This is a genomic window from Achromobacter anxifer, from assembly GCF_903652925.1.
GTDB classification, from domain to species: Bacteria; Pseudomonadota; Gammaproteobacteria; order Burkholderiales; family Burkholderiaceae_B; genus Achromobacter; species Achromobacter anxifer.
Genome location: NZ_CAHLAR010000008.1, coordinates 57,940 through 83,617, shown reverse-complemented (window position 1 = coordinate 83,617; position 25,678 = coordinate 57,940). Strand labels below are relative to the sequence as shown.

Annotated in this window: 27 protein-coding genes; 15 read left to right on the top strand and 12 right to left on the bottom strand. The window is 67.9% G+C overall.

All coding sequences use genetic code 11. From position 1 onward, the window contains the following. Positions 1-18 precede the first annotated feature (18 nt). The 13 genes from HWY37_RS23625 (at position 19) to HWY37_RS23565 (ending at position 13,003) form a co-directional block, all read left to right on the top strand. The gene (locus HWY37_RS23625) at positions 19-1,218 is read left to right on the top strand and encodes a CaiB/BaiF CoA transferase family protein (RefSeq protein ID WP_176089985.1); all 1,200 of its coding nucleotides are present in this window, start codon (positions 19-21) and stop codon (positions 1,216-1,218) included. 119 nt (positions 1,219-1,337) lie between these two features. Further along, the gene (locus HWY37_RS23620) at positions 1,338-2,573 is read left to right on the top strand and encodes an ABC transporter substrate-binding protein (protein ID WP_246302390.1); all 1,236 of its coding nucleotides are present in this window, start codon (positions 1,338-1,340) and stop codon (positions 2,571-2,573) included. Between the two features lie 28 nt (positions 2,574-2,601). After that, positions 2,602-3,477, top strand: coding sequence for a branched-chain amino acid ABC transporter permease (locus tag HWY37_RS23615; protein ID WP_175208791.1), 876 nt, complete (start codon positions 2,602-2,604; stop codon positions 3,475-3,477). A gap of 4 nt (positions 3,478-3,481) precedes the next feature. Beyond that, positions 3,482-4,384, top strand: coding sequence for a branched-chain amino acid ABC transporter permease (locus HWY37_RS23610; RefSeq protein WP_176089984.1), 903 nt, complete (start codon positions 3,482-3,484; stop codon positions 4,382-4,384). After that, positions 4,381-5,142 (top strand): ABC transporter ATP-binding protein, encoded by a 762-nt coding sequence (locus HWY37_RS23605; protein ID WP_175208793.1) that lies wholly within the window; start codon positions 4,381-4,383, stop codon positions 5,140-5,142. Before HWY37_RS23610 ends, HWY37_RS23605 begins: the two co-directional genes overlap by 4 nt. Continuing rightward, complete coding sequence (locus HWY37_RS23600) at positions 5,139-5,867, top strand: ABC transporter ATP-binding protein (RefSeq protein WP_175208794.1); 729 nt, start codon at positions 5,139-5,141, stop codon at positions 5,865-5,867. Before HWY37_RS23605 ends, HWY37_RS23600 begins: the two co-directional genes overlap by 4 nt. Positions 5,868-5,904: 37 nt before the next feature. Next, the gene (locus tag HWY37_RS23595) at positions 5,905-7,257 is read left to right on the top strand and encodes an amidase (protein ID WP_175208795.1); all 1,353 of its coding nucleotides are present in this window, start codon (positions 5,905-5,907) and stop codon (positions 7,255-7,257) included. Between the two features lie 181 nt (positions 7,258-7,438). Then, complete coding sequence (locus HWY37_RS23590; RefSeq protein ID WP_175208796.1) at positions 7,439-8,185, top strand: IclR family transcriptional regulator; 747 nt, start codon at positions 7,439-7,441, stop codon at positions 8,183-8,185. A gap of 71 nt (positions 8,186-8,256) precedes the next feature. Continuing rightward, entirely contained in the window at positions 8,257-9,000 is a 744-nt protein-coding gene (locus tag HWY37_RS23585) for a transporter substrate-binding domain-containing protein (RefSeq protein ID WP_175208797.1), read from the top strand. Beyond that, a complete protein-coding gene (locus HWY37_RS23580) occupies positions 8,997-9,665 on the top strand; it encodes an amino acid ABC transporter permease (RefSeq protein ID WP_175208798.1) in 669 nt (222 codons plus the stop codon). The genes HWY37_RS23585 and HWY37_RS23580 overlap by 4 nt, the downstream gene beginning before the upstream one ends. 47 nt (positions 9,666-9,712) lie before the next feature. Beyond that, complete coding sequence (locus HWY37_RS23575; protein WP_175208853.1) at positions 9,713-10,471, top strand: amino acid ABC transporter ATP-binding protein; 759 nt, start codon at positions 9,713-9,715, stop codon at positions 10,469-10,471. After that, on the top strand, positions 10,468-11,415 hold the full coding sequence (gene hutG, locus HWY37_RS23570) for a formimidoylglutamase (protein WP_176089983.1): 948 nt from the start codon (positions 10,468-10,470) through the stop codon (positions 11,413-11,415). The genes HWY37_RS23575 and hutG overlap by 4 nt, the downstream gene beginning before the upstream one ends. 298 nt (positions 11,416-11,713) lie before the next feature. After that, the gene (locus HWY37_RS23565) at positions 11,714-13,003 is read left to right on the top strand and encodes a Glu/Leu/Phe/Val family dehydrogenase (RefSeq protein WP_175208800.1); all 1,290 of its coding nucleotides are present in this window, start codon (positions 11,714-11,716) and stop codon (positions 13,001-13,003) included. Between the two features lie 168 nt (positions 13,004-13,171). Here the strand turns inward: HWY37_RS23565 and HWY37_RS23560 are convergent, their stop codons facing one another. From HWY37_RS23560 to HWY37_RS23535, 6 genes are all read right to left on the bottom strand, one after another. Further along, entirely contained in the window at positions 13,172-13,990 is an 819-nt protein-coding gene (locus HWY37_RS23560; RefSeq protein ID WP_176089982.1) for an RsiV family protein, read from the bottom strand. A gap of 33 nt (positions 13,991-14,023) precedes the next feature. Further along, complete coding sequence (locus tag HWY37_RS23555) at positions 14,024-14,800, bottom strand: lipoate--protein ligase family protein (protein WP_176089981.1); 777 nt, start codon at positions 14,798-14,800, stop codon at positions 14,024-14,026. Next, positions 14,797-15,072, bottom strand: a complete 276-nt coding sequence (gene lplB, locus HWY37_RS23550; protein ID WP_013393496.1) for a lipoate-protein ligase small subunit — start codon at positions 15,070-15,072, stop codon at positions 14,797-14,799. The genes HWY37_RS23555 and lplB overlap by 4 nt, the downstream gene beginning before the upstream one ends. Positions 15,073-15,106: 34 nt before the next feature. Beyond that, entirely contained in the window at positions 15,107-15,571 is a 465-nt protein-coding gene (locus HWY37_RS23545) for a GNAT family N-acetyltransferase (protein ID WP_175208803.1), read from the bottom strand. A 10-nt stretch (positions 15,572-15,581) separates the two neighbouring features. Beyond that, positions 15,582-16,283 (bottom strand): glutathione S-transferase N-terminal domain-containing protein, encoded by a 702-nt coding sequence (locus tag HWY37_RS23540; RefSeq protein WP_176089980.1) that lies wholly within the window; start codon positions 16,281-16,283, stop codon positions 15,582-15,584. A 132-nt stretch (positions 16,284-16,415) separates the two neighbouring features. Next, on the bottom strand, positions 16,416-17,321 hold the full coding sequence (locus HWY37_RS23535) for a DMT family transporter (RefSeq protein WP_175208805.1): 906 nt from the start codon (positions 17,319-17,321) through the stop codon (positions 16,416-16,418). Positions 17,322-17,444: 123 nt separating this feature from the next. Between HWY37_RS23535 and HWY37_RS23530 the strand changes: the two genes are divergently transcribed. Next, on the top strand, positions 17,445-17,912 hold the full coding sequence (locus HWY37_RS23530) for an Lrp/AsnC family transcriptional regulator (RefSeq protein WP_175208806.1): 468 nt from the start codon (positions 17,445-17,447) through the stop codon (positions 17,910-17,912). A gap of 39 nt (positions 17,913-17,951) precedes the next feature. Here HWY37_RS23530 and HWY37_RS23525 read toward each other — a convergent pair whose 3' ends face one another. From HWY37_RS23525 to HWY37_RS23510, 4 genes are all read right to left on the bottom strand, one after another. Beyond that, positions 17,952-18,443: a glutathione peroxidase gene (locus HWY37_RS23525; RefSeq protein ID WP_175208807.1), complete on the bottom strand. Its 492-nt coding sequence runs from the start codon at positions 18,441-18,443 to the stop codon at positions 17,952-17,954. Positions 18,444-18,452: 9 nt separating this feature from the next. Then, complete coding sequence (locus HWY37_RS23520) at positions 18,453-19,652, bottom strand: MFS transporter (RefSeq protein ID WP_175208808.1); 1,200 nt, start codon at positions 19,650-19,652, stop codon at positions 18,453-18,455. Positions 19,653-19,723: 71 nt separating this feature from the next. Continuing rightward, positions 19,724-20,920 carry a DUF1501 domain-containing protein gene (locus HWY37_RS23515; protein ID WP_175208809.1) on the bottom strand — a complete coding sequence of 399 codons (1,197 nt, stop codon included), beginning with the start codon at positions 20,918-20,920 and terminating at the stop codon, positions 19,724-19,726. Between the two features lie 46 nt (positions 20,921-20,966). Then, positions 20,967-22,502 (bottom strand): DUF1800 domain-containing protein, encoded by a 1,536-nt coding sequence (locus tag HWY37_RS23510; protein ID WP_175208810.1) that lies wholly within the window; start codon positions 22,500-22,502, stop codon positions 20,967-20,969. 223 nt (positions 22,503-22,725) lie between these two features. Here HWY37_RS23510 and HWY37_RS23505 point away from each other — a divergent pair, with 223 nt between their 5' ends. Further along, positions 22,726-23,058: a hypothetical protein gene (locus HWY37_RS23505; RefSeq protein WP_175208811.1), complete on the top strand. Its 333-nt coding sequence runs from the start codon at positions 22,726-22,728 to the stop codon at positions 23,056-23,058. A 105-nt stretch (positions 23,059-23,163) separates the two neighbouring features. Here the strand turns inward: HWY37_RS23505 and HWY37_RS23500 are convergent, their stop codons facing one another. Next, positions 23,164-24,132, bottom strand: a complete 969-nt coding sequence (locus tag HWY37_RS23500; RefSeq protein ID WP_175208812.1) for a PAS domain-containing protein — start codon at positions 24,130-24,132, stop codon at positions 23,164-23,166. Positions 24,133-24,230: 98 nt separating this feature from the next. Next, a complete protein-coding gene (phrB, locus tag HWY37_RS23495) occupies positions 24,231-25,649 on the bottom strand; it encodes a deoxyribodipyrimidine photo-lyase (RefSeq protein ID WP_175208813.1) in 1,419 nt (472 codons plus the stop codon). Positions 25,650-25,678: the final 29 nt, after the last annotated feature.

The following is a 25,678-nucleotide window of genomic DNA, read 5'->3' as shown; positions in this document are numbered from 1 at the left end:
AACCAAGACGGACTGCATATGAGCCAAGCTGCATCCCCCCTTGCCGGCATCAAGATCCTGGATCTTTCGCAGATCATGGCCGGCCCCTACTGCACCATGGTGTTGGCCGACCTGGGCGCGGAAGTCATCAAGGTCGAGAAGACCGGCGCGGGCGACGACTCCCGCGAAATGGGCCCTTACGTCAACGGCGAGTCCACCTGTTTCGCGCAGATCAACCGCAACAAGCAGGGCGTGGCGCTGAACCTGAAGGACCCCGAAGCCCGCGAAGTGCTGTACGAGCTGGCCCGCTGGGCCGACGTGGTGGTGGAGAACTACCGGGTGGGCGTCACCAAGTCGCTGGGCGTGGATTACGAGACGCTGTCGCGCATCAATCCGCGCCTGGTGTATTGCTCGATCTCCGGCTACGGCCATACCGGTCCCTATGCGGGCAAGGGCGGCTTCGACCTGGTGGCCCAGGGCATGAGCGGCATCATGAGCATGACGGGCGAACCCGGCGGGCGGCCCTTGAAGTCGGGCATCGCCATCTATGACGTGGGGGCGGGCCTGACCGCGGTCTACGCCATCCTTGCGGCCTGCATCCACCAGATGAAGACGGGCGAAGGCCAGCACATCGACATCGCGCTGGCCGAGTGCGGATTGCCCTGGTTCGTGTGGGAGGCCGCCGCCTACTTCGCCGACGGCACCGTGCCAGAAGGCACCGGCAGCCGGCACCGAGTGTCGGCGCCGTACCAGGCCTTCGGCACGCGCCAGGGCTACATCATGATAGGCGCCGCCAATCAGCGCACCTGGGAGCGCCTGTGCGCCGACGTGCTGGAACGGCCCGAGCTCATCACCGATCCGCGCTTCATCACGAATTCCGACCGACTGGCCAACATCGCCGAGCTGGAGCCGCTTCTGGAAGCCGAATTCGCACGCGCCGACGCGGCCGAATGGATCGAGCGCTGCGAGCGGGCCTCGGTGCCTTGCGGCCCGATCAACGATTTCGGCCAGGCCATGCAGGATCCCCACTACCTGGCGCGCGGCATGGTGCAGGAGCTGGACCATCCGGCGCTGGGCCGGATGAAGACCATAGGCATTCCGACCAAGTTCTCGCGCACGCCCGGCGCCTTGCGCACGGCTGCGCCGCTGATGGGCCAGCACACCGACGAAGTGCTGCGGCGCTTCGGCGTGGCGGAGGACAGAATTGCAGGCATGCGCGCCCGAGGAGTCATCGCGTAGCAGGCAAACCGCAGCAGGCAGTATCGAAGTCGCATCCAAGCTACAAGGGGACGCCGGCCATACCAGAGCCGGCGGCTATTCGAAGTTGAACAAAGATGTTCACGCCGCAAGGAACCTTCATGACACAGCCCACCCATCTTTCCCGCCGCGGCTTCATCGCGGCCAGCGCCGCGCTGGCCGCTTGCGGCGCCGTACCTTCCCTGGTCCGGGCGCAAACGGCCCAGCCGTTCCGGCTGGGAGCGCTCAATTCCATCACCGGCGTCGGCGGCCCCTACGGGCCGGCCATGCTGGAAGCCATCAAGATCGCCATCGATGAGGTCAATGCCGCCGGCGGCGCAGCCGGCAGGAAGATCCAGCTCTACGCCGAAGACGACCAGACCAAGCCCGACGCGGCGGTGCTGGCGGTGAAGAAGCTGATCGAGATCAACAAGGTCGAGGCGGTGGTAGGCATCTGGCCGTCCTCGGTGGGCCTGGCCGCCATGCCCATCACCAACGCGGCCGGCCTCATCACCATGAACACCTGCGGCGCGCCGGAAATGCTGACCGAGAACAAGCAGGGGCTGGCCTGGATGTTCCAGGCGTCCAACGCCGTGTTCGGCCGCGCCTTCGCGGAAGTGGCGCGCCAGCGCGGCTTCAAGCGGCCGGCGGTCATGGCCTTCAACAACTCCACCTTCGTCGGCCAGGCCAACTACTTCCGCGACGCGTGGCAGGAAAAGGGTGGGCAGGTCAGCGCCTTCACCATCTACGAGCCCAACCAGACCACCTACCGCACCGAGCTGACCAAGGTGCTGGCTTCCAAGCCCGACGTGATCTCGCTGAGCGCCTACCGGCCCGACGCCACCATCATCCTGAAGGAATGGTTCCAGACCGGGCAGGATTGCAAGTTCATCATGCCCGGCTGGACCGCCAACGAAGACCTGGTGAAGGCGCTGGGCAAGGAGGCCACCGAGGGCATCATCTCGATCTCCAACGTCGCCGCCCATGAGCACCAGGCGTTCAAGAACTTCGCCGCCGAATTCCGCAAGCGCACCAAGCGCGAACCCGACATCTTCGCCTCGCAGTCCTACGACATGGTGATCACCTTGGCGCTGGCCATCGAGGCGGCGGGGCCGACGGCGGACGTGGCAGCCATCAACGGCAAGATCCGCGCCGTCACCGCGCAGGGCGGCGGCGAGAAGGTCAGCGGCTTCGCCCAGGGCCAGGCGCTGCTGCGCGCCGGCAAGCCGGTGGACTACGACGGCGCGTCCTCGCGTCTGGACTTCGGCAAGCATGGCGAGACGGTGCCGGACTTCGGCGTCTTCGACATCCATGACGGCAAGCTGGTGCTGAAAGAAGTCATCGCCGGCCAGGTCTGAGCATAAAAAAACCAAGGGGAACACAAGAATGGATGCAATCACCGTCATCAACGCCGCGATCAACGGCGTTGTGATCGGGATGCTGCTGGCCTTGCCGGCACTGGCGATCACGCTGGTGTTCGGCATCGCCCGCTTTCCCAATGCCGCCAGCGGCGACTACATGACGCTGGGCGCCTACGTGGCCGTCTTCACGCAGGCGCTGGCCGGCGGCTCGATGCTGGCCGGCGGCCTGGCCGCCGTGGCGGCGACCACCCTGGTCAGCCTTTTCTTCTATGCCTGGGTGTTCCGGCCGCTGGAGTCGCGCTCCAACGTGTCGCGCCTGATCGCTTCCATCGGCGTGGCGTTCGCGCTGCGCAGCACGATCACGTTCTTCGCGGGGCAGGACCAGTACACCTTCGACCTGCCGCTGACGCGCGCCTGGAACTTCGGCGGCGTGCGCATCCTGCCGACGGATCTGTACATCGTCGGCACGGCGCTGGCGGCGCTGGCGCTGGTCTTTGCCCTGATGCACATGACCCCGACGGGGCGGCGCATGCGGGCGGTGGCGGACAACCCGGAGCTGGCCGCGGCCAGCGGCATTCGCGGACGGCGCGTGATGATCACGCTGTGGAGCATCGCTGGCGCCTACTGCGGGCTGGGCGGCGTGCTGCTGGGCATCAAGGCGGTGGTGATCCCCGAGCTGGGCTGGGAGCTGCTGATGCCCATGTTCGCGGCCGTGATCCTGGGCGGCATCGGCAATCCGGTGGGCGCCATCGTCGGGATCATGGTGTTCAGCATCGCGCAGGAAGTCGCCAGCCTGGTGGTCGGGCCGGCCTACAAGATCGTATTCGCGTTCGCGGTGCTGCTGTGCGTGCTGCTGCTGCGTCCCCAGGGCATCTTTGGCCGTCCGATGGCGGCGAGGTGAAATCATGGAAGCCTATCTGATTGCAATCGCCATCGGGATCCTGATCTACATGCTGCTGGCTTTCGGCCTGTCGCTGCACTACGGGTTCACCGGACTGATCAACTTCGGCCACGTCGGCTTCTTCGCCATCGGCGCCTACACCTCGGCGCTGCTGTCGCTCAAGGGCGTGCCGATCCCGCTATCCATGGTGGCGGCCGCCGCCATCGCGGCGCTGGCGGCCTGGCCGCTGGGCATGATCGCGCTGCGGCTGGGCAGCGACTACCTCGCCATCGTGACACTGGGCTTTTCGGAGTCGGTGCGCATGATGCTGCAGACCGAGGAATGGCTGACCCGCGGCATGCATGGCCTGCCGGGCATTCCGCGCCTGTTCGCGGGCTGGGCCTCGCCGCAGACCGTGGACCTGTGGATCATGTTGCTGCTGGTGGCGGTCAACGCCGGCGCCTTGTTCCTGATCCACCTGGTGATACGCAGCCCCTTCGGCCGCGTGATCGAGGCGGTGCGGGACAACGAGGTCGCCGTGCGCGCGCTGGGCAAGGACCCGGCCCGCTTCAAGACCCGTTCCCTGATGCTGGGCGCGGGCCTGGCCGGCCTGGCGGGCGCCTTCCAGGCGCACTACCTGACCTTCATCAGCCCGGAGCAGTTCGTGCCGCTGATTACCTTCTACATCTGGATCGCCATCATCCTGGGCGGGGTGGGGCGCTTGAGCGGCGTGGTAGCCGGCACGGTGCTGCTGGTCGGCTTCCTGGAAGGCTCGCGTTTCGTGCGCGACTTCGTCGGCGGCATTTCCGAGGTGCAGATGGCCAGCGTGCGCATCGGCGTCATCGGCCTGGCGCTGATCTGCGTGGTCCTCTACCGGCCCCAGGGCATTTTCGGCAACGCAGGCACCACGCGCAGGAGAAAGGCATGACCTTGCTTTCCATCAAAGGGCTGAGCGCCAGCTTCGGCGGCTTCAAGGCGCTGGACGACGTATCGCTGGAAGTGCGCAAGGGTGAAATGGTCGGCGTGATCGGCACCAACGGCGCGGGCAAGAGCACGCTGTTCTCGGTGGTCACGGGCTACATCCCGCCCAGTTCCGGGTCGGTGCGCTTCGCCGGCGAGGACATCACCGGCGTGGCCGTTCACCAGCGCGTGCGCCGGGGCCTTGCCCGCACCTTCCAGGTGCCGCGCGAGTTCAGCCAGCTGACGGTGTTCGACAACATGATGGCGGCCGCGCCGGACCAGCGCGGCGAAAAGCTGGCGGCGCTGGTGTTCGCCCGCCGCGAGGTGGCCCGCGAAGAGGCGCGCAACGCCGAACGCGTGCACGAGCTGCTGGCTTTCCTGAACCTGTCCCGGGTGGCGGACGAGCCGGCCGGCAAGCTGTCGGGCGGCCAGAAGAAGCTGCTGGAACTGGGGCGGCTCCTGATGCTGGAGCCGCGCTGCATCCTGCTGGACGAGCCGTTTGCCGGGGTCAACCCGGTGCTGATCGAAGAACTGTCGGCGCGCATCGTGGAACTGAACCAGCGCGGCCTGACGGTCGCCATCATCGAACACAACCTGGAAGAACTGTCGCGCATCGTGCCGCGCATGTACGTCATGGACCGCGGCCGCGTCATCGCCGAAGGCACGCCGGACAGCGTGCTGGCCAATGAACAGGTGCGCGAGGCGTACATGGGGGGAGTGATATGAGCCAGCTCGTCATGCAGGGCCTGTCCGGCGGCTACGCCGAAGTCGATATCGTCTCCGGCATCGACATGCACGTGGCGCCGCGCGAGATCGTCACCATCGCCGGCACCAATGGCGCCGGCAAGTCCACCCTGGTCAAGGCGGTGATGGGGCTGTTGCCGCGCATCGCCGGCGTCATGAGCTTCGACGGCCAGGACCTGCTGGCGCTACCCGTCGAAGAGCGGGTGCGCATCGGCATTTCCTATGTGCCGCAGGTGCGCAATGTGTTTGGCGCGCTGACCGTGCTGGAGAACCTGCAGGTGGTCGAGCACGTGCAGGGCCGCGAGCAGCGCATCCGCGACATGTTCGACCTGTTTCCCGCGCTGGCCGGGCGGCGCAAGACGCACGCCGAGAACCTGTCCGGCGGCGAGCGCCAGCAGTTGGCCTTCGCCCGCGCGCTGATGTCCTCGCCGCGCCTGATGGTGCTGGACGAGCCTTCCGCCGCCTTGTCGCCGGCGCTGACCGAGCAGGTGTTCGCCGAAGTACGGCGCCTGCCGCAGATCGGCGTGGGCGTGCTGATGGTGGAGCAGCGCGCGCGCCAGGCGCTGGCGTTCAGCGACCGCGGCTACATCCTCGATTCCGGCCGCATCGTGCTGACCGATACGGGACCGGCGCTGCTGGCCAACCAGCATATGAGCGATCTGTATATCGGGCGGGGGGGCGGCCATGCGCAGCCGTCAGGCGCCTAGCGTTCCATTCCTACATTCTTTCCAGGAGAGCCAAATCTTGCCTACTTCCGACACGAGTGTTTCCCTCGCATCCGCCGCGCGCCGCCCGGCGCCCGGCGCCGTCGCCGCCCTGACCGCCACCGAGGGGCTGGCCGCCCTGGAGCAGGGCAAGCTCAGTTGCGAGGCCTGGGCCCGCGCCTGCCTGGAGCGCATCGAGGAGCGCAACGGCGGGGTCAAGGCCTGGGTCCGGGTCGATGCCGAGGGCGCGCTGGCCCGCGCCCGCGCCTGGGACCGCCACGGCCGCCGCCATCCGCTGGACGGCGTGCCGCTGGGCATCAAGGACACCATCGACACGGCGGACATGCTGACCGAACTGGGCGACCCCGAGATCTTTCCCGGCCGCCAGCCGCAGGCCGACGCACCGGTGGTGACGCAGGCGCGTGAACTGGGCTTTAACGTGCTGGGCAAGAACACCGTGTCGCGCCACGCCATCATGCTGCCCGGCCCGGCGCGCAATCCGCACGACCTGAGCCGCACGCCGGCGGCATCCTCGGCCGGCTCGGCCGCCGCCGTGGCCGACTTCATGACGCCGCTGTCCATCGGCACGCAGACGGCGGGCTCGATCCTGCGGCCCTCGGCGTTCTGCGGCGCGGTGGGCTTCAAGCCCACGCTGGACGCCATTCCCTATGTCGCGATCCGGCGCTATTCGCGCGTGCTGGACGTGATCGGGCCGATCTCGCGCTCGGTGGACGACGCCGCGCTGTTCATGCGCGCCTTTACCGGCGATCCGCGTTTCGATCCGGCCTCGGCACTGCGCAGCGATTTCCGCGTGGGAGTGTGGCGGCCCAAGCACTGGGCGGACACGGAACCCTGCATGCGCGACAGCTTCGAAGCCAATCTGCGCGCGCTGTCGGCGGCGGGCGTGAAGGTGATGGAACTGGACATGCCGCCGGCGTTCGACACCATGGGCGAGGCCCAGGACGTGATCATGGCCTACGACCTGGCGCGCGAATACGCCGCCATCAAGCGCGACCATGCCGCGTTGTGCGATCCGGGGCTGATCGAATACCTGACCATGGGTGAAGGGCTGTCCGCGGCCGACTACGCAGGCGCGCTGGACGCCGCCGACGCCTGCCGCCGCGCGTTCTACGACGCGGCGCGCGGCGTCGACGCCGTGGCCATGCCTTCAACGCTGGGCGAGGCGCCGCTGGCCAGCAGCACCGGCAGCTCGGCCTTCATCCGCATCTGGTCGCTGCTGCACAACCCGTCCATCACCTTGCCGGTCGCGCGCGGCCCCAACGGGCTGCCGCTGGGCTTCCAGCTGGTCGGCTTCGTGAAGGAGGATGCCCGCCTGCTGTACTGGGCCCGCTGCGCGGAGCGCATCCTGGGATCCACCGCGCACCAGGCCTGACGGGCCCGGTTTGGGCTAGGTCCGACGCGTTCCGCCGGGGCGCGCCGGATTTTCAGCGCCTTCGGGCGCTTTTTTTGCGTCCTCGTTTCGGGGTTTTCCCGAGTAATTCTCAGTATTCGGGAATCAAAAGTAGGAAAAGAACCATAAATTGATAATCTGCGCTCCGTTAGCTTGGAGCCAAATGTTGAAAGCGGATCAATCAGTCGGGGCGGGCGCGGATCGCGTGCTGTACGTGCTGGCCACCCTGGCCAGGCATGACGGCCCCCTCAGCATTGCCGCGCTGGCCGAGCAGACCGGGCTGGCGCAAAGCACCCTGTACCGGCAGGTGGCGCTGCTCAAGCGCTGGGGTTTCGTCGCCGAACACGAGGGCGAATACGGCCCGGGGCCGCTGTGCGTGCAGCTGGCCTGGGGCTTTGACCAGTCCTCGTTCCTGATCCACGAAGCGCAACCCGACATGGCGGCGCTGGCCGTGGCCTCGGGCGAAACCATAGGCCTGCTGGTGGCGGTCAAGGACCAGGCGGTGTGCCTGGACATGATCGAAAGCCAGCATCCGCTGCGCTGTTCCTTCACCAAGGGGCGCGGCCTGCCGCTGGCGCGCGGCGCCTCGGCCAAATCGCTGCTGGCCTTCATGCCGCTGGCCCGCCTGCAGGCCGCGCTGGCCTACCTGGCCGCCGAGGCCGGCGTGGACGCGGGCCGTCTCGGGCAGGAGCTGGAAACCATTCGTACCCAGGGCTACGCCGTGACCGACAGCGAGGTCGACGCCGGCGTCTGGGGCGTGAGCGTTCCGATTTTTCAACGCGCCAACCAGGCCGTGGCTTCGATCACGCTGATGGCGCCTTCGACCCGGGCTGCGCAGCGGCCCGAGGCATTGACCGAGATGACCGTGGCCGCGGCCCGGCGCATTTCGGCGAAGTTGCAGGCCCATTGACACCGCTGCCTGCCTACCTGGCCGTATCCACCCACATCCGTCCGCCGTATCCACTTTCCATAGGACTCACCATGACCACTCGCCGCACACTGCTGACCGCCGCCCTGACGCTGGGCCTCGCCTGGAGCGCCGGTCCGGCGTTCGCCCAGGAAACCATCCGCGCCGTCACCGACGCGACCTTCCCGCCGATGGAGTTCGTCAAGGACGGCAAGCGCACCGGCTTCGACATCGAGCTGGTGGAAGCCCTGGCCGGCGCCATGGGCAAGAAGGTCGAGTGGATCGACATCGACTTCAAGGGCCTGATTCCCGCCCTGCAGGCCGGCCGCGCCGACATCGCCGTGTCCGCCATCTACATCACGCCCGAGCGCGCCAAGGTGGTGGATTTCACCGATCCCTATTACGCCGGCGGCCTGGTGGTCATGACCAAGAAGGACGGCCCGATCAAGACGCTGAAGGACCTGGACGGCCGCAAGGTGTCGGTGCAGGTCGGCACCAAGTCGGTCAACTACCTGAAGGAACACTACCCGTCGGTGCAGCGCGTGGAAGTCGAGAAGAACCAGGAGATGTTCAACCTGGTGCAGATCGGCCGCGCCGAAGCCGCCGTGACGGGCAAGCCCGCCGCCAAGCTGTTCGCGCAGAGCACGCCTGACCTGACCGTGCTGGCCGATCAGATCACCACCGAGGACTACGGCATCGCCGTGCCCAAGAACAAGCCCGAGCTGACCCGTGAACTGAACGCCGCGCTGCAGAAGATCAAGGCCGACGGCAGCTACCAGGCCATCGTCAACAAGTGGTTCGAGGCCCCCGCGAAATGAACCTGGATTTTTCTCCCGTCTTCGCCGACTTCGGCGCGCTGATGAACGGCGCCGTGGTCACCGTCGAGGTGACCGCGGGCGCCTTGCTGCTGGCCTGCATCATCGGCCTGCTGGTGGGCGTGGGGCGTCTCAACCCCAAGCGCTACGTCATCTACAACCTGTGCAGCGTCTATCTGCTGCTGTTCCGCGGCACGCCGTTGCTGGTGCAGCTGTTCATCTGGTTCTTCGGCCTGCCGCATTTCGGCATCACGCTGCCGGCGTTCGCCTGCGGCGTGCTGGGCCTGGGCATGTATTCGGGCGCCTATGTGTCCGAGATCGTGCGCGGCGCGATCCAGTCGGTGGACCGCGGCCAGACCGAGGCGGCGCGCTCGCTGGGCATGTCGTCCGGGCAGGCCATGCGCATCATCGTGCTGCCGCAAGCCGTGGTGCGCATGATTCCGCCGCTGGGCAACGAATTCATCGCGCTGATCAAGAACTCGGCCCTGGTGTCGCTCTTGACGATCCACGACCTGATGCATGAAGGCCAGAAGATCATCAGCGTGTCCTATCGCTCGCTGGAGACCTATCTGGTGGTGGCGCTGATTTATCTGATCCTGACCACGGCCACCATGCTGGTGCTGCGCAAGGTTGAACACCGCCTGCGCGCGGGAGGGATGGTGCAATGAACTCCGCAATGAACTCCGCTACGGCCCGGGCCGCGGACCCGCAAGAAATGATCCGCATCCGCGGCCTGCGCAAGGCCTATGGCGACCATGAGGTGCTGCGCGGCATCGACTTCGACGTGCTGCCGTCCCAGGTGGTGGTGGTGATCGGGCCCAGCGGCTCGGGCAAGAGCACCTTGCTGCGCTGCTGCAACGGCCTGGAAGTGGCGCAAGCCGGCACCATCGACATCTGCGGCCAGACCCTGCTGGATCACGGCACGCTGCTGCCCGAAGCCGAGCTCAACCAGTTGCGCATGCAGGTGGGCATGGTGTTCCAGGGCTTCAACCTGTTCCCGCACCTGTCGGTGCTGGAGAACGTGACCGTCGCGCCGCGCAAGCTGCGCGGCATGGGCCGCGAGGAAGCCAACGCGCTGGCGGCGGACCTGCTGGACAAGGTCGGCCTGGGCCAGAAGATGTCGGCCATGCCGGCCAGCCTGTCGGGCGGCCAGAAGCAGCGCGTGGCCATCGCCCGCGCCCTGGCGATGCAGCCCAAGGTCATGCTGTTTGACGAGCCGACCTCCGCGTTGGACCCGGAACTGGTGGGCGAAGTGCTGCAGGTCATGAAGCTGCTGGCCAAGGAAGGCATGACGATGATGGTCGTCACGCACGAAATGGGCTTTGCCCGCGACGTGGCCGACGTGGTGGCGGTGATGGACGGCGGCGTGATCCTGGAGTCCGGCTCGCCGGACGTGATCTTCACCCAGCCGCGCGAACCGCGCACCCGCGAGTTCCTGCAAGCGGTGCTGAGCGCGGGGCAGGGGGCGGCATGAGCGTGGCGCAATTCGACAAAAGCCTGTGGAAGGCCCGCGACGACAGCGCCGAGCAGGGCGATACGCGCCGACTGGCGCACATCGTCGAGGCGGCCGCCGGCCAGGCCCGCAAGGGCGAGGCGGTGCTGCTGGGCTTTGCCTGCGATGCCGGCGTGGTCCGCAACCAGGGGCGCGTCGGCGCGGCCGAAGGTCCCGCGGGCATCCGCAAGTTCCTGGCGGGCCTGCCCGCGCACGGCCTGACGCGCCTGCTGGACGCCGGCGACGTGGCCTGCGAGGGCGACCGGCTGGAGGAGGCCCAGGAGCAACTGGGCCTGCGCGTGGCGGAATTGCTGGAGCAGGGCGCCCGTCCGGTGGTGCTGGGCGGCGGCCACGAGATCGCCTGGGGCAGTTTTCAGGGTCTGGCGCGCTGGCTGGACGCCCGCGGCGACACCGAACCCGTGCTGGTGCTGAACCTGGACGCGCACTTCGATCTGCGCACGGGGCGGCCGGGCAGCTCGGGCACGCCGTTCGACCAGATCTCCCGGTATTGCGAGGAACGCGGACGCGCCTTGCAGTACGCCTGCCTGGGCGTCTCGCGGCTGGCCAATACCCCGGCGCTGTATGCCCGCGCCGCGGAAGTCGGCGCCATCTGGGTCGAGGACCGCGACATGCAGGAACGCCATCTGGCGGCGCGCCTGGCCAACGTCGACGCCTTGCTGGCCCGGGCGCGGCACGTGTACCTGACCATTGACCTGGACGTGCTGCCGGCCGGGGTCATGCCGGGCGTGTCGGCGCCGGCGCCTTTGGGGGTGCCGCTGACGGTGGTCGAGGAAATCGTGCTGCGGGTCAAGGCCAGCGGCAAGCTGCGCCTGGCCGACATGGCGGAATTCAATCCGCGCTATGACCAGGACGGCCATGGCGCGCGGGCGGCGGCCCGCCTGGCCTGGCGGTTGTTGCAGGATTGAGCGGACCGGCGCTTCATCCTTTGGATGGGTGCTGGATCAGGCGGGGCGGTTTCCTTGGCAGGAAACCGCCCCGTTTTTCATCATTCTTATGGCGGGCGGCAGGGTTTGCGGCTTACGGCTGGCAGGCTGGACGCTGCCGGTTTGGCGGCTTAGGATAAGGGCAGCATCAGGCTTGGGTTTGCAGCCCGTTCAATAGCCGCAACAGTTATGCGTCCCCAATTAAAATATTTTTGTTTTAAATGGGGACGCTATAACTTTCGTGGATAAAATGGCGCAACTTTGTCAGGAGAGCCAGCTCATGTCTCAAACTCCCACCCACGCATTGCCGTCTTATCTGAACGCCGAGGATCTCGGCCCCTGGGGCAACTACCTGCAGCAAGTCGACCGGGTGACCCCGTATCTTGGTTCGCTGGCGCGTTGGGTCGAGACCCTGAAGCGCCCGAAGCGCTCGCTGATCGTCGACGTGCCGATCGAACTCGACAACGGCAGCATCGCCCACTTCGAGGGCTACCGCGTCCAGCACAACACCTCGCGCGGCCCGGGCAAGGGCGGCGTGCGCTTCCACCAGGACGTCACGCTGTCCGAAGTGATGGCCCTGGCGGCCTGGATGTCGATCAAGAACGCCGCGGTGAACCTGCCCTACGGCGGCGCCAAGGGCGGCGTGCGGGTTGATCCGCGCAAGCTGTCGGCCTCCGAACTCGAACGCATGACGCGCCGCTACACCTCGGAAATCGGCGTCATCATCGGACCCTCCAAGGACATCCCCGCTCCCGACGTGAACACCAACGCCCAGACCATGGCCTGGATGATGGACACGTACTCCATGAACGAAGGCGCCACCGCCACGGGCGTGGTCACCGGCAAGCCGATCGCGCTGGGCGGCAGCCTGGGCCGCGTGGAAGCCACCGGCCGCGGCGTGTTCGTGGTCGGCTGCGAAGCCGCGCGCGACCTGAACATCGACGTGTCCAAGGCGCGCGTGGTGGTGCAGGGCTTCGGCAACGTGGGCGGCACCGCCGCCCGCCTGTTCCATGAAGCCGGCGCCAAGGTCATCGCGGCGCAGGACCACACCGGCACCGTCCACAACGCCGAAGGGCTGGACGTGCACAAGCTGCTGTCCTACGTGTCGCAGCATGGCGGCGTGGGCGGTTTCTCCGGCGGGCAGGCCATGGACAAGGATGAGTTCTGGACGCTGGAAACCGAATTCCTGATCCCGGCCGCCCTGGAAAGCCAGATCACCGTGAACAACGCCGCCAAGGTGCGCGCGAAGATCGTGGTGGAAGGCGCCAACGGCCCGACCACGCCCGAAGCCGACGACATCCTGGCCGAGCACGGCGTCTACGTGGTGCCGGACGTGCTGGCCAACGCCGGCGGCGTGACGGTCAGCTACTTCGAATGGGTGCAGGACTTCTCCAGCTTCTTCTGGAGCGAGGACGAGATCAACCAGCGCCTGGAGCGCCTGATGCGCGAAGCCTACGCCTCGGTGTCGCAAGTGGCCAAGGAACACAAGGTCACCCTGCGCACGGCGGCGTTCATCGTCGCTTGCACGCGCATCCTGCAAGCGCGCCAGGTACGCGGCCTGTACCCCTGATACCCGATACGGCGGGACGTTTCCGGACGTCGCGCCGAGGAGGGCAGGGAGACAAGAACCGTCGCCGCGCCGCACCCGTCCTGCGGGATTGCGGTCCGGCGGCAAAAAGGAAAATCGCCCCGCAAGGGGCGATTTTCATTGGGGCGCGATTGGGGCGCGGGCGGGGGCCTATGAGCGGGGCAGCAGCTCCGGCTTGAGGATGCCGCGCAGGTCCGCATACGGAATGCTCAGCTCGGGTTCGCCATGCGAGTACGGCGCGATGGAATAGGCGTCGTACTTGACCACGATGCCGTCGCGCGTCAGCGCGTAGTTGTCGCTTTCCTGGAACGGCCACATCTTGTTGTAGGACGCAGGATCGCGGCGCGCGTCGGGATTGGTCGCCAGCCACCTGGCGTGCGCCTGCTGCAGCGCGGCCACGTATTGCGGATGGCGGCCGGGGATCAAGGCTTCCTCCAGGCCCATCACGCGGCCGCGGCTGCGTTCCCAGTTCAGGTACTGGGTGGCGGGGATGCCGTGCGCGGCGCCGGTCAGGAATTGCTCGGTGTGCAGCTCGATGGCAACGATGTCGCCCACCGTGTCCTTCACGCTGGCCTTGAAATAGGTGGCATCGCGCGGACGCGCCACCGTCCAGAAGTACTGCGTGTATTCGGACAGGGTGTCGTAGGGCCCGCGGCGGTTGGCGTCGGTGCCCGTCATGTAGGCCAGCACGTGGTCGACCAGCGCGCTCAGCTTGGGGATGCCGGGGAAGGCCACGCTGTCGATCTCGATGCGCGGGCAGTCGCCTTCGCAGCCGGGCTTGCTGGACGCCCACTTGATGCGTTCAGTGGACAGGTCGCCCACTTTTTCGGGCGTGGACGCCGTGGCCGGCGCCTGCGTGGCCAGCGTGATGTCGGCGGGCGGCGTGCTGCCGCAGCCGGCCAGCGTCAGCGCGCCCGCAGCCAGGATCAGACCGCCGATCGCGCCTTGCGGCGTGAATGTGCGATGCATTGAACTACCTCCAGAAAATCGCGACCGGGCCGTTCAGGGCACCACTCCGGTCCATTCGGCGGTGGAGAATTTCTCGGCCGCCTGCGCCTGCGCGCGCGCCAGGGTATCGCTGCCCACCTGCCCTGGAGTCAGACGGTGCAGGCCGGCAAAGGTTTCCACCATGCGGTCGATGATGGCCTCGCGCGTCAAGCCGGTCTGGGTGCGCAAGGGATCCACGCGCTTCTTGGCGCTGGTGGTGCCCTTGTCGGACAGCTTCTCGCGCCCGATGCGCAGGACTTCGACCATTTTATCCGCGTCGATGTCATAGGACATGGTCACGTGGTGCAGCACGGCGCCGCCGCGGCGGGCCTGGGCCGCGCCGCCGATCTTGCCGATGTCCGAGGCGATGTCGTTGAGCGGCTGGTACCAGGCCTTGATGCCCAGCCCTTGTAGAGCGGTCAGCACCCAGGCGTCCAGGAACGCGTAGGACTCCTGGAAGCTCATGCCATGCACCAGAGCCTGCGGCGCGCTGAGCGAATAGGTGATGGAGTTGCCGGGTTCCATGAACATCGCGCCGCCGCCGCTGACGCGGCGCACGACCTCGATGCCGTGGCGGCGCGCGCCCTCGGGATCGACTTCGTTCTTCAACGATTGGAAGCGGCCGATGACGACGGCGGGCGAGGCCCATTCCCAGATGCGCAGCGTGGGCGGACGCAGCCCGGCGCCGACCTCGTCGGTGATGACGGCGTCCAGCGCCATGTGCAGCGCGGGCTCCTGCGGCCCTTCATGGATCAGCTGCCAGTCGTAATCGTTCCAGTCGGTGCGCGTCATGCCAGCGCCCTCCGCAATACGACGGCGACGGCTTCGGCCGAAAAGCCGAACATTTCGGCATCGGCGGGCAGCGCCGATTGCACGGCCAGCGCCAGTTCCAGTTCGCCCGCGTCGGCAGGCAGGCCGTTCAGGCCGCTGTTGATGGCGTCCAGGGCCTCGGGCGGCTCAAGAAAGAAGTCGCCGCTGATGCGCACATCGGCCAGGCGGCCGTCGCGCACTTCCAGGTCGGCGACGACCAGTTTGCCGCCGGGGACTTTGTATTCGCCATGCATGGGCGCTCCTTGCTGAATCGATACTCAAAAAAAACTACAGGCTGAGCTTCATGCCGTCGTGGCTGGCCTTGAAGCCCAGGCTTTCATAGAACCGGCGCGCGTCCGGACGGGCGCGGTCCGTGGTCAGCTGCACCAGGCCGCAGCCCTGGATGCGGCATTGCTCGATCGCCCATTCGAACATCTTGCGTCCGAGGCCGGCGCCGCGCGACGACGAGGCGATGCGCACGCTCTCGATCTGTCCGCGCCACTGGCCCAGCCGCGACAGGCCGGGTATGAACGATAACTGCAAACAGCCGACCAGGTTCGCGTCCTGTTCGACCACGGCCAGGAATTGGTTGGAATCCTGGCCGATCGCGGCAAAGGCGGCAGCATAGCGCGGGTCCAGCGGCAGCGCGGCATTTTCGCGCGTGGCGCCCAGCTCGTCGTCGGCAAGCAGGGCGACGATGCCGGGCAGATCCCCCAGGCGCGCGCGGCGGAAAACCAGTTGTGGTTCAGGCATGGCGGCTCCTTCAGCGGGCGACGTTCTGGGAGGTCTGGCCGAACAGGATGCGGCGCGATTCCTCGTCGCTGATCGACGGGGCGGTGTTGATGGTGTCGGCCAGCGCATAGGCGTGCTGCGTGGCAGGGCGCGCGGCGATGGCGTCGAACCAGCGCTTCAGGTGCGGGAAGTCGTTCAGATCCTGGCCCTGCTTGGCGTGAGGCACGATCCAGGGATAGGCGGCCATGTCGGCGATGGAATAGTCGCCGGCGACGAATTCGCGGTCCGCCAGGCGCTTGTTCAGCACGCCGTAGAGGCGGTTGGTTTCCTTGACGTAACGGTCGATGGCGTATTGGATGCGTTCCTGCGCATAGCCCGAGAAATGGTGGTTCTGGCCGGCCATGGGGCCCAGGCCGCCCATCTGCCAGAAGAGCCATTGCGAGACTTCGGCGCGGCCGCGCACGTCGGCGGGCAGGAAGCGGCCGGTCTTTTCGGCCAGGTATTGCAGGATGGCGCCGGACTCGAACAGCGAGATCGGCGCGCCGCCGTCCGCGGGCGACTGGTCGACGATGGCGGGGATGCGGTTATTGGGCGCGATGGCGAGGAATTCGGGCTTGAACTGATCGCCGCGGCTGATGTTCACCGGATGGATCTTGTAGGGCAGGCCGGTTTCTTCGAGGAACAGCGTGATCTTGTGGCCGTTGGGGGTGGTCCAGTAGTAGAGATCGATCATGGGATGTCCTGTTCGTTGCGCCGGCGGCGGCCGGCGCAGGGAAAGGCCATGATAGCGGGGCCGGGTTTGCGCCGGCCCCAATAACCGGGGGCGGGGTACGGATTTGTCCCGGTCCGCACCCGGCCGCGGGCCTCAGGCCGCGCCCGCGCGCGGCCGGCCCGGCAGGCGCCAGGTCCAGTTCAGGCTCACGCCCGCCGCCGCCAGGAAGATCATGGCCACACCCGTGATCTGCGTGGCGTCCATGCGGTGGCCGTAGACCACGAAGTCCAGCAGGATGGCGACCGCCGGATAGATGAAGCTGAGCGCGGCGGTGGAGGTCGTCGGCAGCTTCTGGATGGCCGAGTACATCAGGATGTACATCAGGCAGGTGTGGATCAGCCCCAGGGCCACGAGGTAGCTCCATTGCAACGGGGCGGCAGGCAAGGCGTGGAAGTCCGCCATGGGCAGCAGCATGACGGCGCCCAGCGTCACCTGCACCAGCGCCAGCACCTGCGGCGGGATGTGCTTGAGCCGCTTGACGATGATCGCGGTGATGCCATAGAGCGCCGCCGCGCCCAGGCCCAGCAGCAGTCCCGACAGGTAGGCGCGGCCGTCCGCGCCGCCGGCTTGCGTCAGGCGCAGCACCAGCAGCAGCCCGGCGAAGGCCAGCACCGACCAGGCCAGCTTGCCCCGCGTCGGGCGCTCGCCCAGGAACAGCACGCCCAGGCCGATCAGGAAGAAGGGCTGCACGTTGTAGACGGCGGTCGCCAGAGAGATCGACGCCAGCCGGTAGGCGGAAAAAAGCAGCACCCAGTTCAGCACCAGCGCGGCGCCGGCGGCCAGGGCCAGCGCCAGCGTCCTGGCGGTAAACAGGCCCGGCTTGAGCAGGCCGCGCGCGCAGCAGTACACGAACAGCGCCAGGGCGCCGAACAGGCAGCGGAAGAAGACCACGTTCCAGGCGCTCTGGCCGGATTCCAGCACGAACACGCCCAGGGTGCCGGACAAGGTCATCGCGGTGGCCATCTGGACCAGGCCCACGCGTTCTGATGAGGGATTCATGAGGGTTCTCCGACGGGCTCGCGGCCGCGAAATTCGATGGAGAAATTATCCCAGGCGGATCAAGCTGGTTATATGATGTTGATGTGGTGAATCGAACGTCATACCTTTGTTTAGGTGGAATTTATGCAAAACGACCTAAAAAGCGAAAGCCCGATTCTGGACGGTATCGACCGCCGCCTGGTAGAGGCGCTCACGGTGAACGCGCGCACCACCACGGCTGACCTCGCGCGCCAGGTCGGCATGTCCGCGCCCAGCGTGGCGGACCGTTTGCGGCGCCTGGAAGAGTCTGGCGTGATCCGCGCCTATACCCTGGACGTGGACCCGGTGGCGCTGGGGTATGCGCTGGAGGCCATGGTCCGCATCCGCCCCTTGCCAGGGCAGCTGCGCCACGTCGAAGGCCTGCTCCAGCAGATCCCGGAATTCGTGGAATGCGACAAGGTAACGGGCGACGATTGCTTCATCGCCCGCATGGTGCTGCGCTCGATCTCGCACCTGGACGGCATCCTGGAACGCGTGACCGAGTTCGCGGAAACCAATACCTCGATCGTCAAGGCGCACACGGTGCGCCGCAGGCTGCCGCCGCTGCGCTAGCGTCCCGGCCGGTCTGCGGGCCTGCCAGGAAGCCGGCCCTCAGACCGGCGCCGACAGCGCCTTTTCGACGTCGTCCTTGAGGCCGGCGGGCGTGTCGGTGGGCGCGTAGCGCTTGATCACCTGGCCGTCGCGGCCCACCAGGAACTTGGTGAAATTCCACTTGATGCCCTCGGTGCCGAAGACGCCGGGCTTTTCGCCCTTGAGCCAGCGGTACAGCGGGTGGGCATCGTCGCCGTTGACGTTGATCTTGGCGTAGAGCGGGAAGGTGATGTCGTACTGCAGGCTGCAGAAATTGCGGATCTCGGCCTCGTCGCCGGGTTCCTGGTGGCCGAACTGGTCGCAGGGAAAGCCCAGCACGACGAAGCCGTCGTCGTGGTAGGAGCGGTAGAGCTCCTCCAGGCCAGAGTATTGCGGCGTGAAGCCGCATTTGGATGCCACGTTCACCACCAGCAGCACGCGGCCGCGGTACGTGTCCAGGGATTGTTCCGTGCCGTCGATGGCGCGGGCGGAAAAATCGTAGAGGGTGCTCATGCTGGCTCCTTAGGCGTCTGAGCGCGAGGGCGTCAGCGCGCCGGTTTGTCCTGCGAGTGTAGTCCCGGCGCGGCCGTAGTAGCGCGTGCCCCACAGGGTCAGCAGCAGCACGGCGGCCGTGATGCCCGCCGACATCCAGGGCAGGTCGGTCAGCGGCAGGCCGTGGCCCAGGGCCATGCTGCCCAGCCAGGCGCCGCCGGCGTTGCCCAGGTTGAAGGCGCCCTGGTTCAGGGTGGACGCCAGGTTGGGAGCGTCGGCCGCCTGATCCACGATGAGCGTCTGCAAGAGCGGCACCACGGCAAAGCCCAGCACGCCCCAGATGAAGGTCATGACTAGCATGGGCGCGAGCGCGTAGATGGCCTGGCTCATCACCAGGAAGACCAGCAGCAGGCCGATGAAGATGCGGCGCAGCGATACTTCCAGGCTGCGGTCGCCGAGCTTGCCGCCCAGGGTGCTGCCCACGGTCAGCGCCACGCCGAAGAGCAGCAGCACGCCGGTGACGCCGCGTTCGGACACGCCGGTCACGTCGCGCAGCAAGGGGGCGATGTAGGTCAGCACGCAGAACAGCGCGGCGGACGCCAGCACGCTGGCGGCCAGCGGCCACAGCACGCGCACGTCGCGCAGCACCTTGAACTCGCGCAGGATGTTGCCGGGCTGCATGGGGATGCGCGACGGCAGCCAGGCGGCCAGCGCGGCCACGGCCAGCAGGCCGATGCCGCTGACCACCCAGAACGTCGAACGCCAGCCGGCCACCTGGCCCAGCGCGGTGCCCAGCGGCACGCCCAGCACGTTGGCCAGCGTCAGGCCGGTGAACATCAGCGCGATGGCGCTGGCGCGCTGGTTGCGCGGCACCAGGTCCGCCGCCACCACCGCGCCCAGGCCGAAGAAGGCACCGTGGCAGAAGGCGGTGAACACGCGCGCTGCCATCAGCAGGCCATAGTTCGGCGCCAGCGCGCACAGCAGGTTGCCGAGCACGAAGGTGCTGGCCAGGCCGATCAGCGTGGCCTTGCGCGGCAGCTTGGAAGTAATGACGGCCATGATGGGCGCGCCGATCACCACGCCCATGGCGTAGCCGGTGATCAGGAGGCCCGCGACGTCGATGCTGACTTGAAGGTCCTGGGCAACGTTGGGCAAGAGGCCCATGATGACGAACTCGCTGGTGCCGATGCCGAAAGCGGCGGCGGCCAGCGCGATGAGGTGCAGGGGCATGGGAGTGGGGCCGGGACGAAAAGGAGGGCCGCGGCGGCAATGAACGGGCAAGGACGGAATTCTAGCGCAGGCTAGACCAGCTTCAGGTCCACGGGCGCGACGCCCGGAAACACCTGCGCCAGGCGCGCCTTGTCCAGGCCATACAGCCGCGAGAACAGGCCGGCGAACACGGCGCGGTACTCGTTCAGCACGGGATAGTCGCGGTCCTGGAACAGGGTCTCGCGCTTGACCTCCACCTGGCGGCCCGCGATGCGGCCGCCGCGCACATTGCCGCCCATGACCCAATAGACGGTGCCATGGCCGTGGTCGGTGCCCTTGTTGCCGTTCTCTCGGAAGGTGCGGCCGAATTCGCTGATGACCACGACCGTGGTCTGTTTCCAGGCCGGCCCCATGGCGTCGGCATAGGCGGCCAGCGCCCGCCCCAGCTGGCCCAGGCGGTTCGATAGCAGGCCGCTGGCGGCGCCTTGGCCAACGTGCGTGTCCCAGCCGCCGACGTCGACGAAACCCAGGTTGTAGCGGTCGGTCATGAAGCGCGCGATGCGGCGCGCTTCCTGCTCCAGCCTGTCGGCCGACACGGCGTTGCCGCTGGCGGCCTGCATTTCCGCATCGATCTCCTCGCGCGCCGCGCCCATGACGCGCTGTCCCTCGGCGACCGAGGCATGCAGATCGGTGTTGCGGTACATGGACTCGATGACGCGGTTGTCGTCCTCCGTCAGCCGCGACTTGCGCGCGGCGCCGATCAGGTCGACGTTGGGCACGCGCTCGTCGCCGCGGAAAATCTGCGGCACTTCGCTGGTGAATGCGGCGGGCTGGGTGCGGCCCGCGTTCAGGGTCGCCGCGAGCCGGTTCAGGAAGCCCGAACGGTAATTGCCGCCCTTGCTTGCGCCTTGCCCCAGTTCGATGCTGTTCTGGGTTTCGAAATGGCTGCGGCTGGTGTCGTCGGTGCCGGCGAACGGCAGGAACGCCAGCTGGCGCTTTTCGTAGTAGGGCAGCAGGCTTTCGGCCAGCGCCGGGTGCAGGGCCCAGCCGTCGCCCAGGGGCAGGGCGGAGCCGGGGCCGCCGCCCGGGCGGGCAATGGCGATGTTGGGCCGGGATTCGTAATAGAAGTCGCTCGTGGCCGGCACCAGCAGGCTGGCGGCGTCGTAGGCGCCGCGCATGAAGACGAGCAGCAGGCGGTTGCCCGAAGCGGCGGGGGCGGCGTACAGGCGGCTGCTTCCCAGCACCAGCGGTGCGGCGGCCATCAGTTGCAACAGGCGGCGGCGGTCCATGATCTGTTCCTTGGTTCTTGCGTTGCGTTGCTGTCTTGCGGGCTCTTCAGCGGCGCATGAATTCCGGCGAGGCCAGCAGATAGAGGTTGGCTTCGCGCGGCGTTCCGGCTTGCGCGATGGCCTCGCGCGTGGCGGGCGACAGCCCGGCGAACAGGCCGTTGCCCTCGTTGGCTTTCAGCAGGTTCGGCAGGCGCGGCGGATTGGCCGGCGCGGCGCCGTCTTCCTGGTAAAGGGCCTTGCTCGCGCCGACCAGCGCGCCGGCGACCTCGAAGCGCACGGACATCTGCCCGGACCCGGACCAGTCCGCCTTGCTCATGGGATAGCCGTCAGGCGTCAGGCGCTGGTTCAGCGGCTGGCCGAGCTGCCTCAGCATGCCCAGGCCCGGCTTGGGATTCAGGATCGGCGGCATGTCGCCATAGGCCAGCCGCAGCGAGGAATAGACGTAGTGCACCGGATCCTTGAACACACCGGTCTTGAGCGAGGCCGCGAACTCCGGCGACGCGAACAGCGTGTGCAGCGTGGCGGCGATATCGCCGTCGCTGGCGAGGAATGTCTTGCTCATCTTGTCGACCAGCGTCGCGGGCGGACTGTCGCCCACGAAGTAGGCGGCGAGCTTGCCGCTGACATGCCTGGCGGTGGCCGGGCTGCGGGCCAGCAGGTCGGCCGCCTCGTCCACTTCCTGGATGCCGGCCGCCGCGATGCGATGGCCGAGGAACGTCTTGTCGCCCTGGTCGTGGCGCGCCGGGTTGAAGAGGAACAGGCCGTCCTGCACCACCTGCGCGCGCCATTCCGGCCGGACCTTGGGCGGCTCGGGCTTGGCGGCGACGCCCATGCCGGTCAGGATGCGGGCCAATTCCTGCACGTCGGCTTGCGTGTATCCGCTGCCCACGCCCAGCGTATGCAGTTCCATCAGCTCGCGCGCGTAGTTCTCGTTGATCTTGCCCGCGACATTCTGCGTATTGTCCAGATAGATCAGCATGGCCGGCGCGCGCATGGTGGCCTTCAGCAGGTCGCGGAACTTGCCGAGCGCATGCGGGCGGATGGCGCGGTCCTCGTATTGCGAAAGAAAGATGCCCACGTCGCCTTTCTGCAGGTCGACATTGAAGTGGTTCATCCAGAACCAGGTCATCTGGTCCTGCAGCTGCCTGTCCGAATACAGCGCGCGCCACACCGCGCGCTGGTTGACCTCGGCGGCACGTTGCAGCGAAAACTGGCGGGCTTCGCGCATGGCTTTCTGCTGTTCGTCCGGCGGTAGCTTTCTGGCCTCGGTGCGCATCTCCAGCTGGGTCGCGCGCGCGTCCTCGTCGGAGTGTTGCGAGATCGAGAGGGCGTCGATGCGCGCCTGCACCTCGGCCGGCAGCTTGTCTTCGGCGGCGGGGCGCAGTTGCGCCTGCAGGTAGCGTTCGGGCCCCATCTTCTCGATGCGGGCCAGCTCGGCCGGCGTCGCGCCCCAGGTCACGCGGTTGACCAGGGCGGCTTCGCCCGCCCGGCTGTCGGGTCCCGCTTGGGCAAGCGAGGTCGCGGCCAGCGGCAGCAGGAGCAGGGGGGCGGCGCGCAGCAGGCGCAGGCACAAGAGCTTCATGGGGCGGATACCTTGCGGAAGGCAACTTGAGGTAAGACAGGATAGTCCCCAATGAATTCGGTCCGGCCCCGTCTTGAAACGCGGCGAAATGGATATCTGCGCGGATGCCTGCGCCGTCCCGCCTATCTCCGCGCGCGGCGCGGGGCCTTTGCGCGGATCGCGGCGCGGCCGTCCTATCATGGTCGCATCGCAGAGATGCACGAGCGCCCGCAGGAGGCCGACCATGGAAGGAATGACCGAACGCCTGGAGGCGATGCTGGCCAAGGGCACGGACAACATGCTGTTGCGTTTTTCGCTGGGCAAGGCCTATGCGGAGCAGGACTGCTTCCGCGAGGCCGAGACCCATCTGCGCGCGGCGCTGGCGTTCGATCCGGCCTACTCGGTGGCCTGGAAATGGCTGGGCAAGGCCTGCCTGGGACAGGGCGACAAGAGCGGTGCGCGCACCGCCTGGGAATCCGGCCTGCAGGCCGCGCAGGCGCGCGGCGACCAGCAGGTGGTGAAGGAATTGCAGGTGTTCATCAAGCGGCTGGACAAGGAGGCCGCGGCCGGCGCCTGAGGGCGGCTGCCGCAAGCCCGCGCCGGCGGCGGGCTGCACGGGGTGGCGCAAGGCCGCGCCAGGGGCGGGCTGCATGGGCAAGCGTAGGCCCGCGCCAGTGGCGGGCTACATCGGCTGACGCGCCGGCAGGGGGTGCGCGGGCCTGATCCGAAACACTTCGATCGCGTGGCGCAAGTCCTCGGCGCCAGCTGGCTCGTGGCTGTCCGCCGCCGCGTCGGCCAGGCCGGCGTGCGCATCGCGCGCAAGGCTGACCAGGTTCCGGCGCGTGGCCTCCAGTGAAAAACGCAACGCGCCGGTTTCGTCGTCCGGCGGGTCCGGCTGGTCTGGCGCCAGGGACGCGCCCAGATTGCCGGCGGCGATCTGCCGCGTGAATTCGGTTGCCGTGGCCAGCAATCTGGAGAGCGAGCGGGCGTATGCCCAGCCCGACGCGAAGATCACCAGGACGCCGCCTGCCAGCAGGACCGCCGCCACGGCCAGCTCCGCGGCGCTCATTTCGCCGGCCGCGCCGTGCAGCGCGTAGCCGCCGGCGGCCAGAAACAGCGCGGACGCCAGCGCGGCCCAGGCCAGCATGCGCGCGCGTATGCCGGCGGCCTGCCAATCATGCAGACGTCCCGCCAGGCCCGCGGGGCGGATCCGGCCCGCGTTCAGCCGCAGGCCGCGGGGCAAGCCGCTGCGCAGGCGTCGGTAGGCGCTGTCGGCGGCATCGATCTGCGCGCGCGTGGGCTTGACGCGCACGCAGGCATAGCAGACCGTCACGCCGCGCTCCACCACCGGAGTGATGCTGGCCAGCGACCAGTAATGGCCGCCATGCTTGCGGCGGTTCTTGATCACGCCCGTCCAGGATTGCCCGCGCTGTATGGTGCGCCACAGATCGTCATACGCGGCCAGCGGCATGTCGGGGTGGCGCATGGTGTCGTGGCCCTTGCCGATGAGATCCTCGCGCGCGTAGCCGCTGACCTCCAGGAACGCGGGATTGGCATAGATGATGCGGCCGCGCGCGTCAGTGCGAGTGATCAGGCAGTGCTCGTCGTGCAGCGTGTATTCCGTATCTTGGGGCGGCGGGTCGTCGCGCATGCGTCTGTCCTCCTGCTGTCGGTGTTGGGGGCGCAGGGGGATCATCCGGGACGCGGCCGGAAGCGGCGTTGACGCAGGTCAAGGCAGGCGGATGCCGCTCAGGCGGAGAGCAAGCCGCCGAACGCCTCCAGCGCGCGCAGCCGGCTCTGCGCCAGGTCGACGATGGCGAGCGGATAGCCCGCGGCCGCGCGTTCCATGGGGCTCGGGTCGTGGATGGCGCGGTCGTCCAGGTGCGCCAGCTCCGGCAGCCATTCGCGCAGGAACACGCCGTCGGGATCGAATTTGCGCGACTGCGACAGCGGGTTGAAGATGCGGAAATAGGGGACCGCGTCCGCACCCGTGGACGCACTCCATTGCCAGCCGCCGTTGTTGGCGGCCAGGTCGCCGTCCACCAGCTGCGCCATGAACCAGGCTTCGCCCAGCCGCCAGTCGATCAGCAGGTTCTTGGACAGGAACATGGCCGCCACCATGCGCAGGCGGTTGTGCATCCAGCCCAGCGCCAGCAGTTGCCGCATGGCCGCGTCCACGATGGGAATGCCGGTGCGGCCCTGTTGCCAGGCGCGCAGGTCCTCGGGCGCATCGCGCCAGGGTACGGCGGCGGTCTCGGGCTTCATGGGTTGATGCATCGAGAGCGCGGGATGGGCCGCCAGCAGATGCTGGTAGAACTCGCGCCACAGCAGCTCGTTGATCCAGGTGGAGGCGCCGGCCTTGCCGCCGTCCACTTCGCCCTGATTGGCGGCCAGCGCGGCGCGCAGGGCCTGGCCCGGCGACAGCACGCCTGCGGCGAGATAAGGCGACAGGCAGCTGGTGGCGGGCAGCGACGGAAAGTCGCGCTGCTGCTGGTAGGCGTCGATGACGCCATCGGCAAAGGCTTCCAGCCGCTCGCTGGCCGCGTCCTCGCCGGCGGGCCAGAGCGCGCGCACGGCGTCTGAGGGCGCGGCATAGCCTTCGAAGGCGTCGGGCAGCGGATCGGCCGGCCATGGCGGCGGGGTTTGAGCGCGCGGCGCGGGCACGGCGCGCAGAGGCGCCGTGCGCAGGCGTTCGCGGCAGGCGCGCGCATAGGGGGTGTAGACGCGATAGCACTCGCCCTTGCCATTGAGCACCGAGCCCGGTCGCAACAGCGAGGCGCCGTGATGCAGCGTCCAGTCCACGCCCATGGCCTGCAGGTTGCTGGCGACGGCCTCGTCGCGGCGACGCTCGTTGACGGCCCACTCGGCGTTGGCATGCACATGGCCGATGGCATGCGCGCGGCAGAAGCTGGCCAGAGCCTGTGGCGCCTGGCTCCAGTCGGGCACGGTCAGCAGGCGCAGCGGGATGCCCAGCCGGCCCAGCTCATGCGACAGCTCGCGCAGGTTGCGCAGCCAGAAATCGACCTTGGCCGGCGCGTCGCCATGCTGGCGCCATTGGCCGGGCGCCGCCAGGAACAGGGCGGTGACCGTGCCGCCGGAAGCGGCCGCGGCCAGGGCGGGGTTGTCGTGCGCGCGCAGGTCGGTGCGCAGCCAGAGCAGCGTGTTCATGGTGGGTTCTTCGGGGCAGGGGGCGGCGC